The organism is Kitasatospora sp. NPDC059673 (genome assembly GCF_042734215.1).
Classification (GTDB): Bacteria; Actinomycetota; Actinomycetes; order Streptomycetales; family Streptomycetaceae; genus Kitasatospora.
In genome coordinates, this window is record NZ_JBHWEN010000026.1 from 21737 (window position 1) to 45456 (window position 23720).

Sequence of the window (23720 nt, forward strand, 5' to 3'; positions counted from 1 at the left end):
ATCCCCATAGCCGGTACGGGGCGGGGGAGGACACCCATGGGCGGCGACGACGGCTTGGCGACCCTGGAACCGGACGACCTGCCGGACGGGCTGGTGGTCGCGGACGCACAGGGCCGGGTGGTGGTGTTCAACCGGGCCGCCGAACGGATCACCGGCCGCTCCGCGCACTGCGCGATCGGTGTCGCGCTGGAGCGGGCGCTGCCGCTGGAGGACCTGGACGGCCGGCGCTGGTGGCAGCTGACCGACCCGTACGGGGGCCTGGCGGTGCGCAGCGGGCAGCCGGAGCGCAACCTGCTGCTGCCCGGTGGGCGTGAGGTGCTGGTGTGCGCCCGCTACCTGCGGGAGCGGCCGGGCGGGCCGGTACGGCGGGTGGTGGTGACGCTGCGCGGCACCGAGGCGCGGCGGCGTACCGAGCGCAGCCACGCCGAGCTGATCGCGACCGTCGCGCACGAGCTGCGCTCGCCACTGACCAGCGTGAAGGGTTTCACGGCGACGCTGCTGGCGAAGTGGGAGCGCTTCAACGACGGCCAGAAGCGGGTGATGCTGGAGACCGTCGATGCGGACGCGGACCGGGTGACCCGGCTGATCGCGGAGCTGTTGGACATCTCGCGGATCGACGCGGGCCGGCTGGAGATCCGCCGTCAGCGGCTGGATCTGGCGGCGGCGGTGCGCCGGCACGTGGAGGGGAAGGTCGCGGCGGGCATCCCCGAGGAGCGGTTCGACATCCGGGTGGCGGGGCCGCTGGGCGAGCAGTGGGGCGACCCCGACAAGATCGACCAGGTGCTGGCGAACCTGCTGGAGAACGCGGTGCGGCACGGCGAGGGCACCGTGACGATCGAGCTGGGGCCGGCCAACGACGTGGTGGAGGCGGCCGGTTCGCCGCCCCGGGTGATCGAGGGCACCGCCGTCACCGTCAGCGACCAGGGCGCGGGCATCGCGGAGGAGGCGATGCCGCGGGTGTTCACCCGGTTCTGGCGGGGCTCCAAGCGCGGCGGGACGGGCCTCGGGCTGTACATCGTCAAGGGCATCGTGGAGGCGCACGGCGGAGTGATCCGGATCAGCCGGGCGGAGGGCGGCGGCGCCCGCTTCCGGTTCGTGCTGCCCGCGGGCATCCCCGACTTCATGCTCTGAGCCCTTCCGCTGCGTGGTCGCCCAACGTGGCCGGTCGCAGGCTGCGACTACACTCGACCCTTGGCGTTCTCGCGGACGCCCGGCGAGGCAGCAGACCTGATCACGAGCAGGAGCACGGGAAGCATAGAGATGTCGGCACCCAACAAGTCGTACGACCCGGTCGAGGTCGAGGCCCTCAAGCCCGAGGTGGTGGAACAGGCCCGGGACGAGGCGATCGCCGCCTTCGCCGCCGCCGCCGACCTCGACGAGCTCAAGCAGGCGAAGGTCGCGCACACCGGCGACCGTTCCCCGCTCTCGCTCGCCAACCGTGAGATCGGCGCGCTGCCCCCGCAGGCCAAGGCCGCCGCGGGCAAGCTGATCGGCCAGGCCCGCGGAGCGGTGAACCAGGCCCTCGCCAAGCGGCAGACCGAGCTGGAGGCGGAGCGCGACGCCCGGGTGCTGGTCGAGGAGGCGGTGGACGTCACGCTGCCCTACGGCCGCGTCCCGCGCGGTGCCCGGCACCCGCTGACCACGCTCGCCGAGCGCATCGAGGACACCTTCGTCGCGATGGGCTACCAGGTGGCGTCCGGCCCCGAGGTCGAGGCGGAGTGGCTGAACTTCGACGCCCTGAACCTGCACGCCGACCACCCGGCCCGTTCGATGCAGGACACCTTCTTCGTCGAGGCCCCCGACGGCACCGCCGACTCCGGCATGGTGCTGCGCACCCAGACCTCGCCGGTGCAGATCCGCGCGATGCTGGCCGGCGAGCCGCCGCTGTACGCGGTCAGCCCGGGCCGGGTGTACCGGACCGACGAGCTGGACGCCACGCACACCCCGGTGTTCCGCCAGGTCGAGGCGATCGCGGTGGACGAGGGCCTGACCTTCGGCCACCTGAAGGGCACCATCGAGGTGCTGGTGGAGAAGCTGATCGGCGGCGGCCTGGAGCTGCGCTGGCGGCCCTCGTACTTCCCGTTCACCGAGCCCAGCGCCGAGATCGACCTGCAGTGCTTCGTGTGCCGCGGCGCCTCGGTGGGCAACCCCGACCGTCCGTGCCGGACCTGCTCCTCGGAGGGCTGGATCGAGCTGGGCGGCTGCGGCGTGGTCAACCCCCGCGTGCTGGTCGCCGCGGGCATCGACCCGAACCGCTACAGCGGATTCGCGTTCGGTCTGGGCCTGGAGCGGATCCTGATGAACCGTCACAACGTCGCCGACATGCGCGACATGGTCGAGGGTGACGTCCGCTTCACCCTCCCGTTCGGGATGGAGATCTGATGCGCGTCCCGCTTTCCTGGCTGCGCGAGTACGTCGACCTGCCGGCGGGCGAGACCGGACGCGACGTCGCGGCCCGGCTGGTCCGCGCGGGTCTCGAGGTCGAGACGGTCGAGCAGCTCGGCACCGACATCAAGGGCCCGCTGGTGGTCGGCGAGGTGCTGTCGATCGAGGAGCTGTCGGGCTTCAAGAAGCCGATCCGGCACTGCTTCGTCAACGTCGGCAGCGCCAACGGCACCGGCGAACCGCAGGAGATCGTCTGCGGCGCGACCAACTTCCAGGTCGGCGACAAGGTCGTGGTGATCCTGCCCGGCGGCGTGCTGCCCGGGCCGTTCCCGATCTCCGCCCGGCAGACCTACGGCCACACCTCGGCCGGCATGATCTGCTCCGCCCGCGAGCTGGGCATGGGCGACGACCACAACGGCATCATCGTGCTGCCGCCGGAGTACGAGGCCGGCACCGACGCCATCGAGCTGCTGCAGCTGGCCGACGAGGTGCTCGACATCGCCGTCACCCCGGACCGCGGCTACTGCCTGTCGATGCGCGGCGTGGCCCGTGAGGCCGCCGCCGCGTACGGCCTGCCGCTGGCCGACCCGGCGCTGCTGGACGTGCCGCCGGCGAACTCCTACGGCTACCTGGTGAAGGTCGCCGACCCGGTCGGCTGCGACCGCTTCGTGGCGCGCACCGTCACCGGCGTGAACCCGGCCGCGCAGTCGCCGATCTGGCTGCAGCGCCGCCTGCAGAAGTCCGGGATCCGGCCGATCTCGCTGGCCGTGGACATCACCAACTACGTGATGCTGGAGGTCGGCCAGCCGCTGCACGCGTACGACCGCGAGCGGGTGGACGGGCCGATCCAGGTCCGCCGCGCCACCGAGGGCGAGACGCTGACCACGCTGGACGGCGTCAAGCGCAAGCTGTCCGCCGAGGACCTGCTGATCTGCGACAACTCCGGTCCGATCGGCCTGGCCGGTGTGATGGGCGGGGCGACCACCGAGATCCTGGAGCCGGTCTGCGACCCGGAGACCGGCGCCGTCACCGGCAGCACCGAGATCATCATCGAGGCCGCGCACTTCGAGCCGGTCGCGATCGCCCGCGCCGCCAAGCGCCACAAGCTGCCCTCCGAGGCGTCCAAGCGCTTCGAGCGCGGCGTGGACCCGGAGGCCGCCCGGGCCGCCGCGCAGCGCGCCGTGGACCTGCTGGTGCTGATCGCCGGCGGCACCGCCGAGGCCGGGGTCACCGACATCGCCGCCCCGCGCCCGGTGCGCACCATCACCATCGACGCCGACCTGCCCGACCGGGTGGCCGGTGCCGAGTACGGCCGCGAGAGCGTCACCCGCCGCCTGCAGGAGGTCGGCTGCGCGGTGTCCGGCGCGGACGTCCTGGAGGTCACCCCGCCGTCCTGGCGGCCCGACCTGACCGACCCGTACGACCTGGTCGAGGAGGTCGTCCGGCTGGAGGGCTACGACAACGTCCCCGCCCGGATGCCGGTCGTGCCGCCGGGCCGCGGCCTGAGCGAGGCGCAGCGCTTCCACCGCCGGGTCGGCGTGGCGCTGGCCGGCGCCGGCTACGTGGAGATCAACGCGTACCCGTTCCTCGGCGAGGCCGCGTTCGAGGGCCTCGGCCTGGACGCGGACGACGCGCGGCGGCGCACCGTGAAGCTGGTCAACCCGCTGAACGACGCCGAGCCGGCGCTGCGCACCACGCTGCTGCCGGGCCTGCTGGGCGCGCTGCGCCGCAATGTGGGCCGCGGCAACACCGACCTGGCGCTGTTCGAGACGGGCACGGTGTTCCTGCCGAAGGCCGAGCCGAAGGTCGCGCCGCGGCTGCCGGTGGACCGCCGCCCGACCGACGAGCAGCTCGCCGAGCTGAACGCGGCGCTGCCGGACCAGCCGCGCCGGGTCGCCGTCGCGCTGGCCGGTGAGCGGCTGCCTTCGGGCTGGTGGGGCAAGGGCGCGCCGTCCGGCTGGGCGGACGCGATCGAGGCGGCCCGCACGGTCGCCGCGGCGGCCGGTGTGGAGCTGACGGTCCGCCAGGCGCAGTACGCGCCGTGGCACCCGGGCCGCTGCGCCGAGCTGCTGGTCGGCGAGGAGGTCGTCGGTCACGCCGGTGAGCTGCACCCGCGGGTCATCAAGGCGCTGCACCTGCCGGAGCGCACCAGCGCGATGGAGCTCGACCTGGACCTGGTGTTCGAGGACGGCCGCCGGGTGTCCGGCCCGCCGGTCTCGGCGTACCCGGTGGCGACCCAGGACGTGGCGCTGATCGTGGACGCGGGCGTGCACGCGGCGGACGTGGAGGCGGCGCTGCGCGAGGGCGCGGGTGAACTGCTGGAGTCGCTGCGGCTGTTCGACGTGTTCACGGGCGAGCAGGCCGGGGTGGGCAAGAAGTCGCTGGCGTACACGCTGCGCTTCCGTGCCGCTGACCGGACGCTGACCGCTGACGAGGCGTCGGCGGCCCGCGAGTCGGCGGTCGCGGTGGCCGCGGAGCGCACCGGCGCGGTGCTGCGCGGGGCCTGACGGCGGGACGGGAGCCCCGCCGGGCCGGGATCTTCGGGTCCTGGCGCGGCGGGGCTCCGTCGTGTCCGCGTGCGGGTGCGCTACTTGCAGGTGGTGTCCTTCAGGACGGCGACGATCTTGTCGCCGTCGGCGGGGGTGAGGCCCTTGGCGTCGGGGAACTTGCTCACGGCGAGCTGTCCGAGGCTCGCGCTGTCGGCGGAGGGCTTCTTGATCTCCTTGCAGAGGTCGGCGGCGGCGTCGATCGCCTTCTGCTGGTCGTCGATCAGGTCCGCGTTGATGCCCTTCAGGCCGTTGAGCATGTTGAGTTCGGCGTCGATGGCCTGGTCCCAGTTGTCGTCCGAGGGCTCTGCGGCGGCGGGCGTCTTGGCCTTGCTCTTGGAGCCGGTGCCCGGGAAGTCGCACGAGGTGAGGGTGAGGGCGACGCCGAGGGCCAGGCAGCCAAGGGCGGTTCGGGTGATGACGGATCGCATGGGGGACACTGTGCCAGACCGGCGGTGCGGGGCGGGGCCGGTCCCGAAAAGGTGTGCGGGACAACACGGTTGGTGCATCGGTGGGCCGTGCTGCTATGGTCCCCGGGTCAGCCTTCGAACGCGCCCCGCGGCAGCGTCGGAGGCTTTTTTCATGGCTTCTGACACGGTGTTGGGTGCGGGGAGCACCGAATCTCCCCGTCCGGTCGGGTACTTGGCGCTGTTGCGGCAGCGCGAGTTCGCCGGGCTGTACGCGAGTTTCTCACTGACGGCGGCGGCGACGACGCTGTCGGGTTTCGCGCTGGGATCGCTGGTGCAGACGCGGACCGGGTCGCCGCTGCTGACGGCGCTGAGCATGTTCGGGTCGTCGTTCGCGGCGGTGGCGGGCGCGTTGACGCTGATGTCCGTCGCGGACGGCGGCCGGCCGCGGCGGACGCTGGTGGCGCTGCACGGCCTGTCGCTGGTGGCGGTGGCGGCGCAGGCCCTGCCGGGGCTGCCACTGCCGGCCCGGTTCGGGCTGCTGCTGGTGCTGGGGTTCTTCCAGTCGCTGGGCACGGGCGCGCGGATGGGCCTGCTCGCGGAAATCGTGCCGGCCTCCGGCTACGCGCCGGCCCGGTCGCTGATGAACATCACGGCGGGCGGCGCCTCGGTGCTCGGGTTCGCGCTCGGCGGGGCGCTGCTTTCGGTGCTGAGCCCGTATCAAGTGTTCGGCCTGGCCGGGGTGTTGGCGGCGATGGCGACGGTGACGGTGGCAGCGACGGTGCGGGAGCGCTCGGTGCGCCTGGTGCGGCGGCCGGGCCTGCGGGAGACCTGGCGCGGCAACGTGGCGTTGTTGGGCCGACCCGGGCGGCGGGCGCTGCTGCTGAACCTGTGGGTGCCCAACGGGCTGGTGGTGGGCTGCGAGGCGCTGTTCCTGCCGTACGCGCCGGGCTCGGCGGGCGTGTTGCTGGCGGCGGTCGCGGCGGGGATGCTGCTGGGCGACCTGCTGGTGGGCCGCCTGCTGGACGGGGCCGGACGGGCGCGGTGGGCGTTCGGGCTGCGGCTGCTGCTGGCGGGGCCGTTCCTGCTGCTGGCGCTGCGCCCGCCGGTGGCGGTGGCGGCGTTGCTGGTGGGCGTGGCCGGGGTGGGGTTCGCGGCGACACTGCCGTTGCAGGAGCGGCTGTTGGCGTTGACGCCGGACGCGGAGCGCGGCCAGGTGCAGGGCGCGGAGTCGGCAGGGCGGATCACCTGGCAGGGCGTCGGCGCGGCCGTCGCGGGGGCGCTCGCGCAGGTGCTGGAGCCGGGGTGGACGATCGCGCTGCTGGCCGGGCTCTCGCTGGTGGTGACGGCGGCCTCCCGCCGGGCGGTGCGGCGGGAGGCCGCGGGCTGCCACGGCGTTACAGCGGGCGGTGCATGATGAGCAGCCCGACGAAGCCGAGGGTGGGATGGCGGAAGCCTTCGGGGACGGTGCCGAGGACGGTGAACCCGAGTGACTCGTACAGGCGTACGGCGGGTGCGTTGGTGGCGACCACGGCGTTGAACTGCATGGCGCGGTAGCCCTGTTGGCGGGCCCAGTCGAGGGTGTGCTCGCACAGGGCGCGGCCGATGCCGCGGCCCGCGTGGTCGGGATCGACCATGAAGCTGGCGCCGGCGATGTGGGCGCCGTTGCCCCACTGGTTGTTGTTCATCTTGGCGGTGCCGAGGACCGTGCCGTCGTCGTCCACGGCGACGACGGTGCGGTTCGGCGCGGCCAGCAGCCACCAGTCGCGGGCGGTCTCGGAGTTGAGGTCGGGCGGGTAGGTGAACGTCTCGCCGGCGCGGACGATGCGGCGGAAGAACGGCCAGATGGCCGACCAGTCCCCGGGGTTGGCGTCGCGGATCATCATCCGGCCCAGCATGACGGTGTTCGTTGACGGCGGCCAGCGGTTTTCCGCCGTGTTCTTTGGCGAGTACCCGTCAGATGTGGTCGGACGTCTTGCGGGGTCGTGCCGCGGACGCTTCAATCCCTGTTAGGAAACTTTCCTAACCCTCTCCTGCGGGTCCACCGGGTCCTCCCATGCCCGCAGCCGACCGACGGAGCCTCAGATGCAGACCAAGCACCGCACCGCCCGTACCACCCGCGCCGCCCTCGCCGTCCTGTTCGCCGCCATCCCGCTCACCCTGGCCACCGCCGGGGCGGGCACCGCCGCCGCGGCGTCCGTGGGGCTGGACGACGCGCACAAGAAGGAGATCGCCATGGAGCTGGTCTCCTCGGCGGAGAACTCCTCGCTCGACTGGAAGGCCCAGTACAAGTACATCGAGGACATCGGCGACGGCCGCGGCTACACCGCCGGGATCATCGGCTTCTGCTCCGGCACCGGCGACATGCTGGAACTGGTGCAGCACTACACCGACCTGAAGGCCGGCAACGTGCTGGCGAAGTACCTGCCCGCGCTGAAGAAGGTCAACGGCAGCGACTCGCACTCCGGCCTCGGCAACGCCTTCGTCAACGACTGGAAGACCGCCGCCAAGGACACCGTCTTCCAGACCGCGCAGAACGACGAGCGCGACCGGGTGTACTTCAACCCCTCGGTGAAGCAGGCCAAGTCCGACGGGCTGCGGGCGCTCGGCCAGTTCATCTACTACGACGCGATCGTCATGCACGGCCCCGGCAACAGCTCCGACTCCTTCGGCGGCATCCGCGCCGCCGCCATGAAGAAGGCCAAGACGCCCGCCCAGGGCGGCGACGAGGCGACCTACCTGAACGCCTTCCTGGACGCCCGCAAGGTGATCATGAAGCAGGAGGAGGCGCACGCCGACACCAGCCGGGTGGACACCGAGCAGCGGGTGTTCCTGAACGCCAAGAACTTCGACCTCAACCCGCCGCTGAAGTGGAAGGTGTACGGCGACCCGTACCAGATCAACAGCTGACCGGGTCGTAGCGCGGCTGTGTGTGGCCCGGCCTCCGTGCTGCGCGGGGGTCGGGTCGGCGCGCTGTGCGCGGGCCGGGCCGGAGCTGTGCGGGGTCGGGTGCTGGCATTGTCGATGGTTCGTCAACACACTTGGTGCGCACCGTTATTACAACTCGGACACATTCGGGACGCCGTGCCCCGGCCGGTCGGTAGCGTCGGCCTCGACCCGCGCCCGTTTCCGAGGGGGAGCCATGCGCATCCGAGCGACCGTCACCGCCGCCTGCCTGGCCGTCGTTCTCACGGCGAGCGGCTGCGCACCGGCCGGCGGTGGACCGGCACTGGCGTACGAGATCGACCGGGGAAGCGGCGACGTCGAACTGACCGCCTGCGCCGTGGACGAGGAACTGCACTGGCCCGCCGCCACCGTCCGGATCACCAACCACACTGCCACCACCAGCAATTACGTGGTGCAGATCGCCTTCCTCGACGGCGCCGGCCGCCAGGTCACCGAGGGCGTGGCCGCCGCCAGCTCCGTCGCCCCCGCGCAGGACGCCCTCGAACAGGCCCAGGGCACCGCCGACCCGAAAGGCCCGGTCAGCTGCCGGGTCGTGGACATCGCCCGCTACGCCACGCCCTGAAAAGCCTTCGGCCGCCCACTCGTTCTGCAGGGAGGGGCGGCCGAAGGGAGTGGTCGGACCTACGCGGTGTAGTCGTAGAAGCCGCGGCCGGACTTGCGGCCCAGCAGTCCCGCGTCCACCATCCGCGACAGCAGCGGCGGGGCCGCGTACAGCGGTTCCTTGTACTCCTCGTACATCGACTCGGCGATCGAGACGATGGTGTCCAGGCCGATCAGGTCGCACAGCCGCAGCGGGCCCATCGGGTGGGCGCAGCCGGCCTCCATGCCCTTGTCGATGTCCGCGGCCGTCGCCACGCCGGACTCGAACATCCGCACCGCCGACAGCAGGTACGGCACCAGCAGCGCGTTGACCACGAAACCGGCCCGGTCGCGGGCGCGGATCGGCTCCTTGCCGAGCACCTCGACGGCGAACTGCTCGGCCCGGGTGGTGGTCTCCGCCGAGGTGGTCAGCGTCGGGATGACCTCGACCAGCTTCTGCACCGGCGCCGGGTTGAAGAAGTGCAGACCGATCACCTGCTCGGCGCGGCTGGTCGCCGCCGCCAGCTTCACGATCGGGATGGAGGAGGTGTTCGACGCCAGGATCGCGTCCCGGCGGGTCACCACCTGGTCCAGCGTCTGGAAGATCTTGACCTTGATGTCCTCGCGCTCCGCGACCGCCTCGACCACCAGGTCCCGGTCGTGGAAGTCCGCCAGCTCGGTGGTGAACGCCAGCCGCGCCAGCGCCTCGTCGCGCTGCTCCTCGGTCAGCTTGCCGCGCCGAACCGCGGTCTCCAGGGAGTTGGTCAGCCGGGTCCGGCCCAGCTCCAGCGCCTCGCCACTGGCCTCCGAGACCAGCACGTCCAGGCCCGAACGGGCGAAGACCTCGGCGATGCCCGACCCCATGAGGCCGCAGCCGACTACTCCGACACGCGCGATGTCACTCACTCAGATGCCCTTCACGTGGAGCTGGGGGTCACCCAGCCGGTGGTGTCACGGCCACCGCGCCCCGGTCGGGGCCCGGCAAGTCCGCCCGGACGACGGTACTACCTGCCTTAACGCTCGTTCACCCCGGACCGGTCCCCGGCTTCGCTCTTCCGAACGGGTGAACATCGGCGGTGCGCCCGTTCCCGTTTCACGGCCGGGGACCAGAATGCGAGCGTTCAGCCGGAGGAAGGAGCAGGCGGATGGGAACCGGATCACTCGCCGGGCAGGTCGGACTGGTCACCGGCGCCGGGCGCGGCATCGGGCGGGAGATCGCCATCGGCCTCGCCGCCGAAGGAATGGCCGTCGGCTTGATCGGCCGCACCCAGGAGACGCTGATCGACACGCTGAAGGAGTGCGTCCGGCACGGATCGCGCGGCGTCTCCGTCACCGCCGATGTCAGCCACCCCGGCGCCGTCCGCGAAGCCGTCCGCGCCGTCGAACGCGACCTCGGCCCCCTCGACCTGCTGGTCAACAACGCCGGGCAGGTCGACCGCGACGAAGTCCCGATCTGGGAGACCGACCCCGCCCAGTGGTGGCAGGTCGTCGAAACCAACCTGCGCGGCCCCTACAACCTGCTGCGCCACGTCCTGCCCGGCATGGTGGAACGGGGCCGCGGCCGCGTCGTCAACCTCAACAGCGGATTCGCGCTGCGCCCCGACGGCAACTACACCGCGTACGCCACCTCCAAGGGCGCGCTGCTGCAACTGAGCGACAACATCGCCGACTCGGTCGGACAGCACGGCATCGTGGTGCTCGACATCAGCCCCGGCGCCGTCCGGACCGACATGACCGCCGGCATGCCGATGTTCCGCGACCGCGAGAAGTGGGACTCCATTCCCTACATGGTCGCCGTCACCGTGGACGCCGCGCGCGGGCGCTTCGACGCGCTGCACGGCCGCTTCCTGCACGCCGGGCGGGACGACCTGGAGACGCTGGTCTCGTCGGCCGCCGCGATCCGTGACGCCGATGCGCGGACGCTTCGACTGCGGCCGTACGGGCCCGGTGATCCGATGGCGTGACTTTCTTCGCTGTTGGGGGTTTTAGGGGTGGTTAGGGGTTGCTGGGGGTTCAGAGGTCGAGGAGGGCGGCGAGGTCGGCTTCGGGGAGCGATCCGGCCGGGCGGCCCTCGCGGGCGAAGGTGCCGGCCAGGCGCTGGAGGGCCGCGTTGATCGGGGTCGCGACGTTGTACAGGCGGCCGAGCAGGACGATCTCGCCGTTCAGCCAGTCCGCCTCGATGTCACCGGTGCCGCGCACCAGGCTCTGCCAGGACGAGCCGCCGGCGCGCTGCTCGCCGTCCAGCGGCACCAGCGTCACGCGGTCGCCACGGGTGGCGTGCTGTTCGTCCACGGACGGGTGGGTGATCCCGGCGGCCGCGAGTACCGCTTCTCCTTCCGCCTGCACCCGCTGCCAGACCTGCGAGCGCAGTTCGCCGTCGATCGGGCCGGCCACCGCCTCCAGGGCGTTGGCGAGGTTGCCCAGCAGCTTCGCGTACTTCCAGTCCATCACCCGGTCGGTCACCGGCGAGTCGAAGAAGGACGCGGCGAGGTCGGCGGAGATCCGGTGTGCGAGGTTGTCGGTTCCCTGCGGGTAGCGGCCCAGGTGCAGCATGCCCGAGCGCGGCGAGCCCGCCGCCGAGACCCGGCCCGGCTCCAGGTGCGTGGACGGCAGCCACACGCACATCCCGTACACCCGGGCGAAGCGGCGCAGCGCGAGACGCTCGTTCTCCACCCCGTTCTGCGCGCACACCAGCGGCAGGCGCTCGGCCGCCGTGCCGCCGCCCGCGACCGGGCGGGGCGCCCACTGGTCGAGCAGCTCGGCCGAGTGCTGGGTCTTCACCGCCAGCACCAGTACGTCGTCCGGCGTCAGCTCGATCTCCTCCGGCCCGCCGATCGCCGGGACGGGCAGCTGGTGGGTGCCGTCCGGGGTGGTCAGCCGCAGGCCGTCCTTGCGCAGGGCGGTGAGGTGCGGGCCGCGGGCGACCAGGACCACGTCGTGGCCGCTCTGGTGCAGACGTCCGCCGATGGTGCCGCCGACCGCGCCGGCGCCGAGGAAGAGATAGCGCATGGGGTGAGCATCGCACGGGCGGGGAGCGGGAGTTGAGGGTGGGGGACCGGTTTCTTCCGGGGTGCCGCTACGAGCAGAGTTCGGAGGCTGTCACCGCGTGCAGGCCCTTGGCGTCGAGTCCGTCGAGGATGGCCGGGAGGGCCGTCACCGTGCCCTGGTGGCCCATGTGCAGGGCGACCACGGAACCGGCCGCCGCCGACTTCAGGACGCGACTGGTGACGGTGTCCGCGCCCGGGTCGGTGTAGTCCAGCGGGTCGATGTCGAAGGACAGTATGTGCTGGTAGCCGACCTGCTGGGCCTGGTCCTTCACCATCTGCGTCGCGTACTGCGCCGCGGACGGCCGGAACCAGCGGCCTATCGACCCCGTCAGGCGCTGCAGCCGCTCCGCGCACTGGGCTATCTCCTCGCGGGCCTGGTCCGGGCGCATCGCGGATATGTCCAGGTGGTTCTGGGTGTGGTTGCCCAGCTCGTGACCGCCGTCGAGGATCCGCTGCGCCATCTGCGGCTGCTCGTCCAGCCAGCTGCCCACCACGAGAACGGTGAGCCGCGCCCCGCGCTGTTCGGCGGCCGTCAGCAGCGCCGTTGCGACCGCCGGGTCGCCCTGCCCGTGGAACGTCAGGGCGAGCTGGGGGCGGCTGTGCGGCCCGGTGACCACTTCCTGGGGGGTGTCCGGGGCGAGCGGGGGGAGGGTGGGGGACGTGTGCTCGGGTTCGGGGGCGGAAGGGGACGGGGACGGGTTCTCCGCGAGGTGGGTGGGCTGTGGGCGGGCCGCTACGGAGGCGGCTCCCTTGCGGCTTCCGTGGGTGGTGGCGCTGCACGTGGCGGTGAGACCGACGGTGGCGGTGAAGGCGGCCAGCCGGGCGGAGTTACGCAGAACACTGCGGCGGTCGAGTGTCATCGCGGCCCACCCTATGGCGGGATGGGCGCGGTGTGACAGCGGCTGCCGTCCGGACGAGTGGGGTTCCGGTTTCGGGTGGCGGGTCAGGTGGTGGGGTGCTGGGTGGTGGTGGGCTGGTGCTGGGTGGTGGGGTGCTGGGCGGTGGCGGGTCAGGTGGTGGGGTGCTGGGTGGTGGCGGGCTGGTGCTGGGTGGGGCGGTTCCTGGTGGGGCGGGGTGGGCCGAGGAGGAGGGCGGCGGTGACCAGGGTGGCGCCGAGGAGTTGGAGCGGGGTCGGGGCGGTGGCGGTGAGGACGGCGCCGGACAGGGTGGCGGTGAGGGGGATCAGGCCGCCGAACAGGCCGGCGTGCTCAGGGGTGAGGCGGGTCAGGGCCGAGTACCAGAGCAGGAAGGCGACGCAGGTCATCACCAGCGCCAGGTAGAGGAGGGCGAGGAGTTCGGTTCCGGTCGGGGGACGGAGGACGGCCGGGGAGAGAGCGGCCGTCGCGGCGAACAGCGGAACTGCGAGGGCGGTGGTGTACGCCGAGACGCGGACCGGTCCGAGACGGGGCAGCAACGGGACGGCGAGGAGTGAGAATGCGGCCTCGCAGAGCAAGGTGCCTGCGGCGCACAGCAGTCCGGCGGTGTCGCCGGAGCCGAAACCCTGGGTGAGTGCTGCACCGACCACGACGAGGCCGGCTGCCGCAAGCAGTCGGGCTGCGGGGCGGCGGCGGGCGAGGAGGGGGCCGAGGACGCCCAGCAGGAGGGGGGTGCAGCCGACGATGCTGCCGACGACTGCCGGGTCGGTGTGGCGCAGGGCGGTGACCATCAGGAGGTTGAAGGCGAAGAGGCCGGTGGCAGCGAGAGCGAGGAGGAGCGTCAGTTCGCGTGCCGTCAGGCGGCCGGCCGGGCGCCCCTGGCGGCGGGCGAGGGGGAGGAGTACGGCGGCGGCGAGGGCGTAGCGGAGGGCCTGGCCGGCGGCGACCGGGTAGGAGGAGAAAGCGGCGGTGACGCCGGTGGAACAGCCGAGCATGGTCATGGCGGCGGCGGCCTGGAGGGAACCGGCAGCAGCACGCGCGGAGGTGGGGGCGGGTGGCGCGGTTGGGGCAGGGACGGTGGTGGGCATGGGCGCCAGGTTAGGAGGGGATTGGTCTTGGTCCCAGGGCCATTGGCGGGCTCGTTGAGAGGACCAATTGAGGGTGGTTCTTCAGGGGGTGTCGGGGGCCTTCTGGCTTGCTGGGGCTGGGGCTGGGGCTGGGGCGGGTCGGGTGGCGGTGGTGGTCGTGGCTGCTGCGGGTCAGAGACGGGGACCAGAAGCGGCGGGGCCTGTTCGCGCCCTGCTGGTCCTCCGCAGACTTGGCCCCGCCGTTCCCCGGGCCCCTGAACGGCTTCGCCGTTCCCGGGGCCCTGAAGGGGTCTTTTGGGGTGGTCTTTTGGCTTGCTGGGGCTGGGGCTGGGGCTGGGGCTGGGGGAGGGCGGTGGGGTGGGGTTGTGGGTGGGTGAGTGGGTGGGTGGAGCGAGTGGCTGTTGCGGGTCGGAGATGGGGACCAGAAGCGGCGGGGCCTGTTCGCGCCCTGCTGGTCCTCCGCAGAGTTGGCCCCGCCGTTCCCCGGGCCCCTGAACGGCTTCGCCGTTCTCGGGGGCCCGTGTGATGGGCTTCGCCGTTTCCCGGGGCCCGTGTGAAGGGCTTCGCTGTTCCCTGGGTGACTGAAGGGGCCTTCGGGTTCCATTCCTTCGGGTGCCGGGATGGCTTTGCCGGTTCGGGGAGGTTTGCGGGGTTGTCATGATGGCGGGCATGGCTTCTTTGGTTGGGGCGGCGGGGGCGTCGGGTGGGGTGCGGGAGTTGTTGGTCGAGTGGGGGGAGGGGGAGGGGGATCTTGCGGGGCGGTTGACGCGGGGGTTGCGGGCGGCGGTGCGGGACGGGCGGTTGGGGGCGGGGGAGCGGTTGCCGGCGAGTCGGGTGCTGGCGGCGGAGTTGGGGGTGTCGCGGGGTGTGGTGGTGGAGGCGTACGAGCAACTCGCGGCGGAGGGTTACCTGGTGGGGCGTCGCGGCTCGGGGACGCGCGTCGCGGCGGGAGTGGTGGCGGACGGGCCCGGGCGGGTGGAGCGGGCGGCGCCGGCCGAGGTGCGGTACGACCTGAAGCCCGGTACGCCGGATCTCGGGGTGTTTCCGCGGGCGGCGTGGGCGGCGGCGGTGCGGCGGGCGTTGCTGGGGGCGGCGAACAGTGAGCTGGGCTACCCGGATCCGGCCGGACTTCCGCAGCTGCGTGGGGAGTTGGCGGCGTACCTGGGCCGGGTGCGGGCGGTGGTGGCGCGGCCGGAGCGGGTGGCGGTGGTGAGCGGGGTGGGGCAGGGGCTGGCGCTGCTGTTGCAGGTGCTGGCCGCCGGTGGGCGGCGGCGGATCGCGGTGGAGGATCCCGGTTCGCCGGGCACGCTGGAGCTGCTGCGGGCGCACGGGGCGCGGCCGGTGGGTGTCCGGGTGGACGAAGAGGGTTTGGTGGTGGGGGAGTTGGCGTCCAGTGGGGCGGACGCGGTGCTGGTCACTCCGGCGCACCAGTACCCGACCGGGGTGGTGCTGTCGGCGCGTCGGCGGAGCGAACTCGCCGCGTGGGCGCGGGCCGGCGGGCTGGTGATCGAGGACGACTACGACGCGGAGTTCCGTTACGACCGTGAACCGCTGGGCGCCGTCCAGGGATTGGCGCCGGAGCGGACGGTGTACCTGGGCTCGCTCAGCAAGACGCTGGCGCCCGGGCTGCGGCTCGGCTGGTCGGTGCTGCCGGAGCACCTGGTGGAGGAGTTCGCGCACGCCAAGCGGTACGCCGATCTCGGCACCGGCGCGATCGACCAACTCGCCTTCGCCGCCCTGCTGGAGAGCGGTGGCTACGACCGTCACCTGCGCTCCGTCCGCCCCCGCTACCGGTCCCGCCGCGACGCCTTGGCGGCTGCGTTGCGTCGGCACCTGCCGCAGGCCGAACTGCGGGGCGTTGCCGCCGGGTTGCACCTGTACGCGGATCTGCCGGACGGCGTGGACGAGGGTGCGGTGGTGGATGCCGCGTTGCGGCGTGGGGTGCGGGTGGCGGCGGTCGGGCCGGGGCGGCTCGGGGCCGGTCGGTCGGCAATTGCGTTGGGGTATGCGGGAGTTGCGGAGCAGCGGTTGTGGGAGGCGGCGGTGTTGCTCGGGGAGGCGGTGCGGGAGGTGGGGTGATCGGGCGGGTTGTTCGGTGTGGCCCAACTGCCGGTGTTTGCTGAGGGGTTGTGCCTCGGTGGGGATCTGCCGGGCCGAGGCGGCGGTTGTGGGGTGCGGCGGCCCGGCTGGTGGCGTCAACTCGTGAGCGGGTGGCCGGTGTTGATGAAGGCGATCAGGGTGAGGGCGAGCAGGACGGTGGCCAGGAGGATCAGCTGGACCGGGCCGCGGTGTCGGCGTGGGGCGTAGGCGATGGCGGCGCCGGAGGCGAGGCCGGTGAGGAGGCCGCCGAGGTGGCCCTGCCAGGAGGTGAAGCTTGCGGAGATGACCATCCAGAGCACCATGGTGATCAGCATCTGATTGCCGCCGAGGGGGTCGTAGCCCTGGCGGCGGCTGAGGATCCAGTAGCCGCCGGCCAGGCCGAAGATCGCGCCGGAGGCGCCGACGGTGAGGCTGTGGGGGGCGATCAGGTAGACCAGCACGTCGCCGCCGAGGGCGGACAGCAGGTAGAGGGCGGTGAAGCGGAGTGCACCGAGGCGGTTCTCGATGACCTGGCCGAGCGTCCACAGCCAGTACATGTTGAAGACGATGTGGGTGATCGCGATCGGGCCGAGGGAGGTGTTTGCGGTGGGGGACAGGTGCAGGAAGGTGCCGGTGAGGAGCCGGTACCACTCGCCGTGGGCCACGCCGGCCAGGTAGAACGCCGATATGTCGGTGGGTTCCTCGCCAGGGTTGCGCAGCATCAGCGCCGAGCCGAGCATGCCGAAGCGCCCGATGGTCTCCGGGCGGACCAGTTCGAGGACGTACGCGGCGAGGTTCAGCGCGATCAGGACGATGGTGGCGTAGGGCCGGGAGGTGATCCGGCCGCCGAACGCGGTGCGGGCCGGGCGGCCGTCCTGGTGGCCGGACTTGACGCATTCCACGCACTGGTAGCCGACCGCGGCGTCGCGTCGGCAGTCCGGGCAGACGTTGCGGTCGCAGCGGGTGCAGCGGATGTAGGACTCGCGGTCGGCGTGCCGGAAGCAGGTCGGTGACGGCACCTCGGGAGCGGAGGCTCCCGGGGCGGGTTCTGCGGCGTCCATGAACGGGCCTCCCCTGGGCGGTGGTGCTCGGCCGCGGGGGCGTCCACGGCGATGATCCACGGCGAAACGGCGCTCACCCTAGGGCACGGCTCGGACGGGCGGTAGGTCAGCCCCGCCCGGTCTCCCGGCGGGTGCGGGTGGGGCGGTCCGGCGGGTCGATCGGCCTGGCCGTGCTGGCCACCGCCGCCGGCGCCAGGACCGAAGTGGCGGGCGGGAGTTCACCCGCCGGGTACACCGCCGGCTACCACCTGGTGTTCCTGGCGGCGGCCTGCCTCGGGCCCGTTCTCGCCGTGGCCGGGGTGCTGCTCACCCGGCACGGGCGTGGAGACGGGGACGGCGGTCGCCGGGACGTCAGCGACGGGTGGCGCTGAGGACGGTGAACTTCGGACTGCCCGCCACCGTACGGCAGTTGCCGAAGAGCTTGCGGAGCTTGACGTGGTAGCCCAGGTGGCGGTTGCCGACCACGCGCAGCTCGCCGCCCGGGCGCAGCACCCGGCGGGCGCCGGTGAACATCCGCCAGGCGATGGCGTCCGTGGTGGCCTGGTGGGAGTGGAATGGTGGGTTCAGCAGGACGAGGTCCACCGAGGCGTCCGGGACGTCCGCGAGGGCGTCGCCGACCAGGAACTCGGCGCGGGCGTCCGGGCCGAGGGCGGTGCGGAAGGTCTCCTCGGCGGACGCCACCGCCTGGAACGACTCGTCCACGAAGAGGAGTTCGGCGTGCGGGGCGGTCAGTGCGGCGGCGGTGCCGACGATGCCGTTGCCGCAGCCGAGGTCGACCACCCGGCGGACGCCGTGCAGGTCGGGCAGGTGCTGGAGGAAGAAGCGGGTGCCGATGTCGAGGCGGTCCGCGCAGAACACGCCTGCCTGGTTGGCGACTTGGCGGCCCGAGAGCACACCGATGCCGTCCGGGAGCCGGTAGCGCAGCGGCCACGGGTTGGCCGGGCGGTCGAGCGCCGGCTGCGGGGTGGTGTGGATCAGGCGGGCCTTGCGGACCGCCAGCGAGGTGCGGGTCGGGCCGAGGATCCGTTCGAACAGCTGGAGGGTGGAGGTGTGGATCTCGGTCACCATCCCGGTGCCGACCACCACGGTGCCCTCGTGCAGGGCGGGCGCCAGGCGGTGCAGCTGGTCCTCCAGCAGGGCGAGGCTCTTGGGCACCCGCACCAGCAGGACGTCGATCCGGGACGGTGGTGCGTCCTGGGTGGTGCGGACGTCCACCAGCGCCGGGTCCAGGCCGTTGCGGGCCAGGTTCGCCGCGACCGACCGGGCGGACAGGTACGAGTCGGTGATCGCTGTCAGCGTTCCGGCGGCCTGCGCGAGTGCCGTGGAGACGGCGCCCCAGCGGTCGCCCAGCACCACCACCGCGCCGTCCAGCGGCACCGGGCCGCCGCTGTCCGGCCCCTCCTTCAGGTACCGCAGCAGGTACTCGTCGGCGGCATCCCAGGCGCGCAGCTGCTCACGCGGGTTCTCCGGGAATCGGGCCAGCTCGAAGGTGCCCCAGGCGGTGGTGAAAGAGTTGTTCATTGTGCCCCCCAGGCTATCGGAGGCGCGAAGGGTCACCGGACGGTGACGGCGGGGGAGGGGCGGCGTGAGGCGACGGGACAGGGTGGTCGGGGCGGTACTCGGGTCGGCGGTCGGTGACGCACTGGGAGCGCCGTTCGAGTTCGGGCCGGCAGAGGCGCTTGGAAAACGCTTTCCGGAGGCGGCGGGAAAGCGTTTTCCGGTTGCTGCGTGGATGTGCGGAGGCGGTGGCTGGGACCCGGGCGAGGCGACCGACGACACGCAGATGGCCGTCCACCTCGGCGAATCGCTGCTTGACGCGGGCGGCCTCGACCTGCCGGAACTGTTCGAGCGGTTCCGGGCGTGGGCCGCCGCCGAACCCAAGGACATCGGCATCCTCACCGAATGCGTCCTCGGCAGCGGCCTGCCCTGGGACCTCGCCGCGCAGATCCACTTCCAGACCGAGGGCCGGGCCGCCGGCAACGGCGCCCTGATGCGCGCCGTCACCGCCGCCGTCCGGTTCGCCCCGCTGGGCCGCGAGGCCACCATGGACGCCGCCCGCCGGATCACCGCCCTCACCCACGGCGACGGCGCCGCCTGGGAAGGCACCGCAATCCTGCACGAGCTGCTGCGCCGCGCCCTCGACGGCGAAGACCCGCTTGCCGCACTGCCGTTGACGCTGGCCGCCGTCCGGGCCGAGCACCGCGAACGCTGGGCGGCGGTCCTCGCGGAGGACTGGCACCCCGGCCTCGCCACCGAGAGCAACGGCGCGGTCTGGCCCTGCCTGGGGTCGGCCGTCTGGGCGCTGCGCACCACCACCGGCTTCCCTGCCGCGCTGCGCGCCGTCATCGACCTCGGCGGCGACACCGACACCACCGCCGCCGTCACCGGGGCCCTCGCCGGTGCGGTGTACGGCGCGGACGCGATCCCCGAGGGGTGGCTGGCGCCGCTGCACGTCCCGCTTCCGCCGACCGAACGGGTGCTGCGGGCAGGCGAGTTGACGTCACTGGCGGAAGCGCTGGACGCGGCGGGGCGGGCGGAGGCGGGCGGAGTGGCGTCCTGACGGCTCGTCAGGCGGTGGTGAAGACCAGGCTCGCATTGTGGCCGCCGAAGCCGAAGGCGTTGGTGAGGGCGGCGGTGGTGGTGACGGGGCGGGCGGTGGTGGTGACCAGGTCGAGGTCGGCGGCGGGGTCGGGGGTGACCAAGTTGCGGATCGGGGGGACGAGTTGGGCGTGGAGGGAGTGGGCGGTGGCGAGGGCGGCGAGGGCGCCGGCGGCGCCGAAAAGGTGGCCGGTCATGGACTTGGTGGCGGTGATGGCCGGGCGGTGCGGGCCGAAGACGCGGGCAAGGGTTTCGGCCTCGGTGAGGTCGCCCTTCGGGGTGGAGGTGGCGTGGGCATGCACCACGCCGATCTGCTCCGGGGTGAGGTGGGCATCGGCGAGGGCGCGGCGGATGGCGCGGGCCTGGCCGTCCGGGTGGCCGGCGGTGATGTGGTGGGCGTCCGAGGTGACGGCGGCGCCCGCGAGGGTGGCGTAGGCGCGTCGGCCCGGGCGCAGGGAAGCGCGTTCCAGGATGAGTACGGCCGCGCCCTCGCCGATCACGAAGCCGTCGCGGTCGAGGTCGAAGGGGCGGGAGGCGTGCGCCGGGTCGTCGTTGCGCAGGGAGTGCGCGCGGGCCTGGGCGAAGCCGGCCAGCGGGAGGGGGTGCAGGCAGGCCTCGGTGCCGCCGGCGATCACCACGTCGGCGCGGCCGAGGCGGATCAGGTCCAGGCCGAGTGCGACCGCCTCCGCGCCGGACGCACAGGCGCTGACCGGGGTGTGCGCGCCGGCCTTGGCACCGAGGTCGATGGACACCCAGGCGGCCGGGCCGTTCGCCATCAGCATCGGCACGGTGTGTGGCGAAACCTTGCGGACGCCGGAGCGCTCCAGCACGTCGTCCTGCTCCAGCATGGTGACCGCTCCGCCGGTGCCGGTGCCGATCACCACCGCCAGCCGCTCCCCGTCCACCTCGGGCCGGCCCGCGTCCGCCCAGGCCTCGCGGGCCGCGATCAGCGCCAACTGCTCGCTGCGGTCGAGGCGCCGGGCCTCGATGCGGTCGAGTACCTCGGACGGTTCGACGGCGAGCTGCCCGGCGATCCGGATCGGCATCTCGGTCATCCACTCCCGATCGATGGCCCGGATGCCGTTCCGGCCCTCCAGCATGGCCTGCCAGGTGGCCGGGGCGGTGCCGCCGAGCGGGGTGGTGGCACCCAGGCCGGTGACCAGAACGCGGTCGGTGACGCTTTCGGATTCCATGCGCACGGTGGAGCTCCCTTTGTAGTGAGGGCACAACGAATGCCGCCTCGGCGGTCGACCGGGGCGGCCGGTGATAGCCACTCTGCCAAGGGGGGATGGGGAGTTGGGGTGCGGGACGGGACTGATTCGCGTTCGGCGATTTTGGATGGATTGGACAGATTGAGCTGACGGTCCGTCGGGAAAGACCTGGCGCCCGGGTGGGGAGGGGAGGCGAGTGCGGGCCCGGGCGGCCAGGGGGGAGGGCGTGGGCCCGGGCGGGGAGGGCGGCGGGGGTCAGTTCGAGGGCGGTGTCGGTGCGGGAGGGGGCGGCGGCGAGCGCGGCGGCGAGTGGCGGGGTGTCGGCGTCGGTGTCTCGGCCGTCGCGGGCGCGGCCAGGTCGAGCGCCGGGCCCGGCGCCAGGCTCTCCACGGCGGTCGGCAGCGGGATGGCGCGCGGGCGCGGAGGGTGGCGGGGGCCGCTTCGAGGGCGGTGTCGGTGCGGGAGGGGGCGGGGGCGTCCAGGGCGGCGGCGAGCGCGGCGGCGAGTGGCGGGGTGTCGGCGTCGGTGTCTCGGCCGTCGCGGGCGCGGCCAGGTCGAGCGCCGAGCCCGGCGCCAGGCTCTCCACGGCGGTCTGCAGCGGTATCACCGCGGGCAGCGGGAAGTCGGATTCGCGGAGCACGGCGAGAGAGGGCTGACTGGTCGTCAGCAGTGGGGGTGGCGTGCGGGCGGCCGCGAACGTGGCCCGGTGGGAGCGTGTCGGGGTCGCGTTTGCTGCCCGCCGCGCCAGGTACAGGTGACGGAACGTCAGAGCTGCTCGTCGGTGCGGTGGTTGAGGTAGGCGTGAAGGGCCGCCGCGCCCGAGAGCAGGGCGCGGCCGCGGGCGGTGAGGCGGTCCTGCCAGGCGGCCAGGGTGGGGCGGAGGGCGTCCGGGTGGCCTGCCGTGCGCAGGCGGTGCAGGATCTCGGCGGTGCGGGCCAACCCGTGGCCGCCGCGCCGGAGTTGCTCGGCGACCAGCAGCTCGCGGACCTGGTTCGGCGTGTAGGTCCGGTAGCCCGTGCGGGTGTCGCGGGAGGGGGTGATCAGCCCCGCGCGTTCCCACGCGCGCAGCGTGGCCGGGCGCAGGCCGAGGCGGTGGGCGAGCGGACCGATGTGGATGAACTCGGGGTTGGTGGCTGCGGATTGGGCCGGTGGCAGGTGAGCGAGCGCGGTGCGCACCGCGTCCAGGGTATGGCGGTCCTCGGCGAGGCGGGCGTGGCTCTCGTCGATCAGCCGCAGCGCCTCGTCCGGCTGCCCGGTGTTGACGGCGCACAGGATGGCGGTGGCCGCGCGGTGGCCGTGCCCCGGCAGCAGCGCCATGAACGCGCGGAGTGCGACGGCGTGCCGCTCCCCGTACTGCCGGTACCCGTGCGGGGAGCGGTCGGCGGGCGGCAGGACGCCCGCCTCCTCGTAGTTGCGCACTGCCTGGGTGGACAGGCCGTGCTCCCGGGCCAGATCGATCGGCCGCAGTGCCATGGTTGAGACTTTTCTGCTCGATTCTCGGGTGGAGAGCGGAAAAGTTTACACCGTCACTTCAGCGATACGGTGGAAGTCATGACTGTCTCGCCTTCGCTCCGGGACGCCGCCCGTCCCTTCTCGCCGTCCGCCGTCACCGACCTGCTCCCGCCCGGCACCCGGGTGCTGGCGCTGGGTGAACCCACTCACGGTGTCGAGGCGTTCCTCGACATCCGCAACGAGTTGTTTCGGTACCTGGTCGCCGAGCACGGCTACCGGTCGATCGCGGTGGAGAGCGACTGCCTGGCGGCGCTCGCTGTGGACGCCCATGTGGGTGGCGCGGCGGACGGCGGGATCGAGGCCGTGGTGCGGGAGGGGTTCAGCCACGGCTTCGGTGAGTTCGCGGGGAACCGTGAACTGGTGCGGTGGATGCGGGAGTTCAATGAAAGGCTGGGGGAGGGGCAGGAACGGCTGCGGTTCTACGGCGCGGACGGGCCACTGGAGATGACGGGAGCGGCGGCGCCCGGGCCCTCGCTGGTCAGGCTGCGCGAATTCCTGGCCGCGCGCCTTCCGGCTGAACTCGTCGTGCCGAAAGGGGAGTTGCTGCGACTGTGCGGGCCCGAGGAACGGTGGACCGAGCCGGCGGCGGCGTTCGAGCCCGAGCGGTCGGTCGGGCGGTCCGCGGAGGCCGATCAACTGCGGCTGATCGCCGACGAGTTGGCGACGCTGCTCGCGGCGCACGAGCCGCAGTTCGCGGCCGAGGCGGACCCCGAGGCGCACTGGCGGGCCCAGGTGGACGCGAGGACCGCAGTCGGGTTGCTGCGCTACCACGCGGCGATGGCGGACACCGGACCGGACCGGTTCAACTCGCTGATGCGCCAACGGAGTCTGATGATGGCCGACAACCTCGAAGCGATCACGCGCCGCGAGGCGCGGCGCGGCCCGACGCTGGTGTTCGCCCACAACCTCCACCTTCAGCGCGAGGCCGCGCGCATCCCGCTCGGCACGGAGGAGCTCCGGTCGTGGAGCGCCGGCTCGCTGCTTGCCGGCCGCCTCGGCGAGAGCTACGCCTTTGTGGCCTCCACGTTCGGCCACCGGGCCCCCGATGACCACCCCGCTCCCGAGTCCCTCGAAGGCCGGCTCGCCACCCTGCCCGAGGCCCGATCGGTCGTGGACCCCCGGCTGCTGGCCGCTGCGACGGCTGGTCGGGTGCGGCGGCGGGTGCCGGCGGATCACACGTACTTCGGGCTCGATCCGGAGGGGTTGGGGTTGGTGGACGGGGTGGTGTTCGTGCGGGAGATTGCGCGGCAGGCGGGGGTTTTCGGGGGCGGGTGAGGTGGTCGATTCGCCTGGCGGCGGGCGGAGAGGGGTGGTCGGTCGTTGCGACGGCTGGTGGGGGAGGTGGCGGGTGTCGGCGGGGTCGGG

General features: G+C 73.0%; 21 protein-coding genes. 11 read left to right on the forward strand and 10 right to left on the reverse strand.

What is annotated here, in order from left to right; translation table 11 throughout:
• The first annotated feature begins 36 nt into the window (after positions 1–36).
• The 3 genes from ACFV18_RS26210 (at position 37) to pheT (ending at position 4892) form a co-directional block, all read left to right on the forward strand.
• Positions 37–1131 carry an ATP-binding protein gene (locus ACFV18_RS26210; RefSeq protein WP_380487173.1) on the forward strand — a complete coding sequence of 365 codons (1095 nt, stop codon included), beginning with the start codon at positions 37–39 and terminating at the stop codon, positions 1129–1131.
• Between the two features lie 129 nt (positions 1132–1260).
• A complete protein-coding gene (gene pheS, locus ACFV18_RS26215) occupies positions 1261–2382 on the forward strand; it encodes a phenylalanine--tRNA ligase subunit alpha (RefSeq protein WP_100589939.1) in 1122 nt (373 codons plus the stop codon).
• On the forward strand, positions 2382–4892 hold the full coding sequence (pheT, locus tag ACFV18_RS26220; RefSeq protein ID WP_380487175.1) for a phenylalanine--tRNA ligase subunit beta: 2511 nt from the start codon (positions 2382–2384) through the stop codon (positions 4890–4892). The genes pheS and pheT overlap by 1 nt, the downstream gene beginning before the upstream one ends.
• Before the next feature lie 80 nt (positions 4893–4972).
• On the opposite strand, the gene ACFV18_RS26225 is transcribed toward pheT, so the two are convergent.
• Positions 4973–5362, reverse strand: coding sequence for a hypothetical protein (locus ACFV18_RS26225; RefSeq protein ID WP_380487177.1), 390 nt, complete (start codon positions 5360–5362; stop codon positions 4973–4975).
• A gap of 151 nt (positions 5363–5513) precedes the next feature.
• On the opposite strand from ACFV18_RS26225, the gene ACFV18_RS26230 reads away from it, so the two are divergent.
• Positions 5514–6755, forward strand: coding sequence for an MFS transporter (locus ACFV18_RS26230; RefSeq protein ID WP_380487179.1), 1242 nt, complete (start codon positions 5514–5516; stop codon positions 6753–6755).
• Here ACFV18_RS26230 and ACFV18_RS26235 read toward each other — a convergent pair.
• Positions 6736–7224, reverse strand: coding sequence for a GNAT family N-acetyltransferase (locus ACFV18_RS26235; protein WP_380487181.1), 489 nt, complete (start codon positions 7222–7224; stop codon positions 6736–6738). The two genes, ACFV18_RS26230 and ACFV18_RS26235, sit on opposite strands and share 20 nt — an antisense overlap.
• A gap of 199 nt (positions 7225–7423) precedes the next feature.
• Between ACFV18_RS26235 and ACFV18_RS26240 the strand changes: the two genes are divergently transcribed.
• The gene (locus tag ACFV18_RS26240; RefSeq protein WP_380487183.1) at positions 7424–8248 is read left to right on the forward strand and encodes a chitosanase; all 825 of its coding nucleotides are present in this window, start codon (positions 7424–7426) and stop codon (positions 8246–8248) included.
• Between the two features lie 232 nt (positions 8249–8480).
• Positions 8481–8867 (forward strand): hypothetical protein, encoded by a 387-nt coding sequence (locus tag ACFV18_RS26245; RefSeq protein WP_380487184.1) that lies wholly within the window; start codon positions 8481–8483, stop codon positions 8865–8867.
• Between the two features lie 59 nt (positions 8868–8926).
• Here the strand turns inward: ACFV18_RS26245 and ACFV18_RS26250 are convergent, their stop codons facing one another.
• On the reverse strand, positions 8927–9790 hold the full coding sequence (locus tag ACFV18_RS26250; RefSeq protein WP_380487186.1) for a 3-hydroxybutyryl-CoA dehydrogenase: 864 nt from the start codon (positions 9788–9790) through the stop codon (positions 8927–8929).
• Positions 9791–10029: 239 nt separating this feature from the next.
• Here ACFV18_RS26250 and ACFV18_RS26255 point away from each other — a divergent pair, with 239 nt between their 5' ends.
• Positions 10030–10848: an SDR family NAD(P)-dependent oxidoreductase gene (locus ACFV18_RS26255; RefSeq protein WP_380487187.1), complete on the forward strand. Its 819-nt coding sequence runs from the start codon at positions 10030–10032 to the stop codon at positions 10846–10848.
• 49 nt (positions 10849–10897) lie between these two features.
• Here ACFV18_RS26255 and ACFV18_RS26260 read toward each other — a convergent pair whose 3' ends face one another.
• The 3 genes from ACFV18_RS26260 to ACFV18_RS26270 form a co-directional block, all read right to left on the reverse strand.
• Positions 10898–11893: a ketopantoate reductase family protein gene (locus tag ACFV18_RS26260; protein ID WP_380487189.1), complete on the reverse strand. Its 996-nt coding sequence runs from the start codon at positions 11891–11893 to the stop codon at positions 10898–10900.
• 67 nt (positions 11894–11960) lie between these two features.
• Positions 11961–12791, reverse strand: coding sequence for a polysaccharide deacetylase family protein (locus tag ACFV18_RS26265; RefSeq protein ID WP_380487191.1), 831 nt, complete (start codon positions 12789–12791; stop codon positions 11961–11963).
• A gap of 149 nt (positions 12792–12940) precedes the next feature.
• Positions 12941–13894 carry a DMT family transporter gene (locus tag ACFV18_RS26270; protein WP_380487193.1) on the reverse strand — a complete coding sequence of 318 codons (954 nt, stop codon included), beginning with the start codon at positions 13892–13894 and terminating at the stop codon, positions 12941–12943.
• 669 nt (positions 13895–14563) lie between these two features.
• Here ACFV18_RS26270 and ACFV18_RS26275 point away from each other — a divergent pair.
• A complete protein-coding gene (locus ACFV18_RS26275) occupies positions 14564–15973 on the forward strand; it encodes a PLP-dependent aminotransferase family protein (protein ID WP_380487195.1) in 1410 nt (469 codons plus the stop codon).
• Positions 15974–16089: 116 nt separating this feature from the next.
• Here the strand turns inward: ACFV18_RS26275 and ACFV18_RS26280 are convergent, their stop codons facing one another.
• Entirely contained in the window at positions 16090–17034 is a 945-nt protein-coding gene (locus tag ACFV18_RS26280) for a rhomboid family intramembrane serine protease (RefSeq protein ID WP_380487197.1), read from the reverse strand.
• Between the two features lie 137 nt (positions 17035–17171).
• On the opposite strand from ACFV18_RS26280, the gene ACFV18_RS26285 reads away from it, so the two are divergent.
• Positions 17172–17405, forward strand: coding sequence for a hypothetical protein (locus ACFV18_RS26285; RefSeq protein ID WP_380487199.1), 234 nt, complete (start codon positions 17172–17174; stop codon positions 17403–17405).
• On the opposite strand, the gene ACFV18_RS26290 is transcribed toward ACFV18_RS26285, so the two are convergent.
• Positions 17386–18555 carry a methyltransferase gene (locus ACFV18_RS26290; RefSeq protein ID WP_380487201.1) on the reverse strand — a complete coding sequence of 390 codons (1170 nt, stop codon included), beginning with the start codon at positions 18553–18555 and terminating at the stop codon, positions 17386–17388. The two genes, ACFV18_RS26285 and ACFV18_RS26290, sit on opposite strands and share 20 nt — an antisense overlap.
• A 64-nt stretch (positions 18556–18619) precedes the next feature.
• Here ACFV18_RS26290 and ACFV18_RS26295 point away from each other — a divergent pair, with 64 nt between their 5' ends.
• Positions 18620–19594 carry an ADP-ribosylglycohydrolase family protein gene (locus ACFV18_RS26295; RefSeq protein ID WP_380487203.1) on the forward strand — a complete coding sequence of 325 codons (975 nt, stop codon included), beginning with the start codon at positions 18620–18622 and terminating at the stop codon, positions 19592–19594.
• Between the two features lie 7 nt (positions 19595–19601).
• Here ACFV18_RS26295 and ACFV18_RS26300 read toward each other — a convergent pair whose 3' ends face one another.
• Positions 19602–20825 (reverse strand): beta-ketoacyl-[acyl-carrier-protein] synthase family protein, encoded by a 1224-nt coding sequence (locus ACFV18_RS26300; RefSeq protein ID WP_380487303.1) that lies wholly within the window; start codon positions 20823–20825, stop codon positions 19602–19604.
• A gap of 783 nt (positions 20826–21608) precedes the next feature.
• Entirely contained in the window at positions 21609–22316 is a 708-nt protein-coding gene (locus ACFV18_RS26305; RefSeq protein ID WP_380487205.1) for a MerR family transcriptional regulator, read from the reverse strand.
• A 78-nt stretch (positions 22317–22394) separates the two neighbouring features.
• Between ACFV18_RS26305 and ACFV18_RS26310 the strand changes: the two genes are divergently transcribed.
• Positions 22395–23630, forward strand: a complete 1236-nt coding sequence (locus ACFV18_RS26310; RefSeq protein ID WP_380487206.1) for an erythromycin esterase family protein — start codon at positions 22395–22397, stop codon at positions 23628–23630.
• The last annotated feature ends 90 nt before the right edge of the window (positions 23631–23720 follow it).

Coding starts and splice junctions, on each gene's coding strand:
- ACFV18_RS26265 (WP_380487191.1), bottom strand. CDS start 12,791: ATGACACTCGACCGCCGCAGTGTTCTGCGTAACTCCGCCCGGCTGGCC.
- pheS (WP_100589939.1), top strand. CDS start 1,261: ATGTCGGCACCCAACAAGTCGTACGACCCGGTCGAGGTCGAGGCCCTC.
- ACFV18_RS26305 (WP_380487205.1), bottom strand. CDS start 22,316: ATGGCACTGCGGCCGATCGATCTGGCCCGGGAGCACGGCCTGTCCACC.
- ACFV18_RS26260 (WP_380487189.1), bottom strand. CDS start 11,893: ATGCGCTATCTCTTCCTCGGCGCCGGCGCGGTCGGCGGCACCATCGGC.
- ACFV18_RS26240 (WP_380487183.1), top strand. CDS start 7,424: ATGCAGACCAAGCACCGCACCGCCCGTACCACCCGCGCCGCCCTCGCC.
- ACFV18_RS26210 (WP_380487173.1), top strand. CDS start 37: ATGGGCGGCGACGACGGCTTGGCGACCCTGGAACCGGACGACCTGCCG.
- ACFV18_RS26280 (WP_380487197.1), bottom strand. CDS start 17,034: ATGGACGCCGCAGAACCCGCCCCGGGAGCCTCCGCTCCCGAGGTGCCG.
- ACFV18_RS26225 (WP_380487177.1), bottom strand. CDS start 5,362: ATGCGATCCGTCATCACCCGAACCGCCCTTGGCTGCCTGGCCCTCGGC.
- pheT (WP_380487175.1), top strand. CDS start 2,382: ATGCGCGTCCCGCTTTCCTGGCTGCGCGAGTACGTCGACCTGCCGGCG.
- ACFV18_RS26235 (WP_380487181.1), bottom strand. CDS start 7,224: ATGATGATCCGCGACGCCAACCCCGGGGACTGGTCGGCCATCTGGCCG.
- ACFV18_RS26230 (WP_380487179.1), top strand. CDS start 5,514: ATGGCTTCTGACACGGTGTTGGGTGCGGGGAGCACCGAATCTCCCCGT.
- ACFV18_RS26245 (WP_380487184.1), top strand. CDS start 8,481: ATGCGCATCCGAGCGACCGTCACCGCCGCCTGCCTGGCCGTCGTTCTC.
- ACFV18_RS26255 (WP_380487187.1), top strand. CDS start 10,030: ATGGGAACCGGATCACTCGCCGGGCAGGTCGGACTGGTCACCGGCGCC.
- ACFV18_RS26290 (WP_380487201.1), bottom strand. CDS start 18,555: ATGAACAACTCTTTCACCACCGCCTGGGGCACCTTCGAGCTGGCCCGA.
- ACFV18_RS26300 (WP_380487303.1), bottom strand. CDS start 20,825: ATGGAATCCGAAAGCGTCACCGACCGCGTTCTGGTCACCGGCCTGGGT.
- ACFV18_RS26275 (WP_380487195.1), top strand. CDS start 14,564: ATGGCTTCTTTGGTTGGGGCGGCGGGGGCGTCGGGTGGGGTGCGGGAG.
- ACFV18_RS26310 (WP_380487206.1), top strand. CDS start 22,395: ATGACTGTCTCGCCTTCGCTCCGGGACGCCGCCCGTCCCTTCTCGCCG.
- ACFV18_RS26270 (WP_380487193.1), bottom strand. CDS start 13,894: ATGCCCACCACCGTCCCTGCCCCAACCGCGCCACCCGCCCCCACCTCC.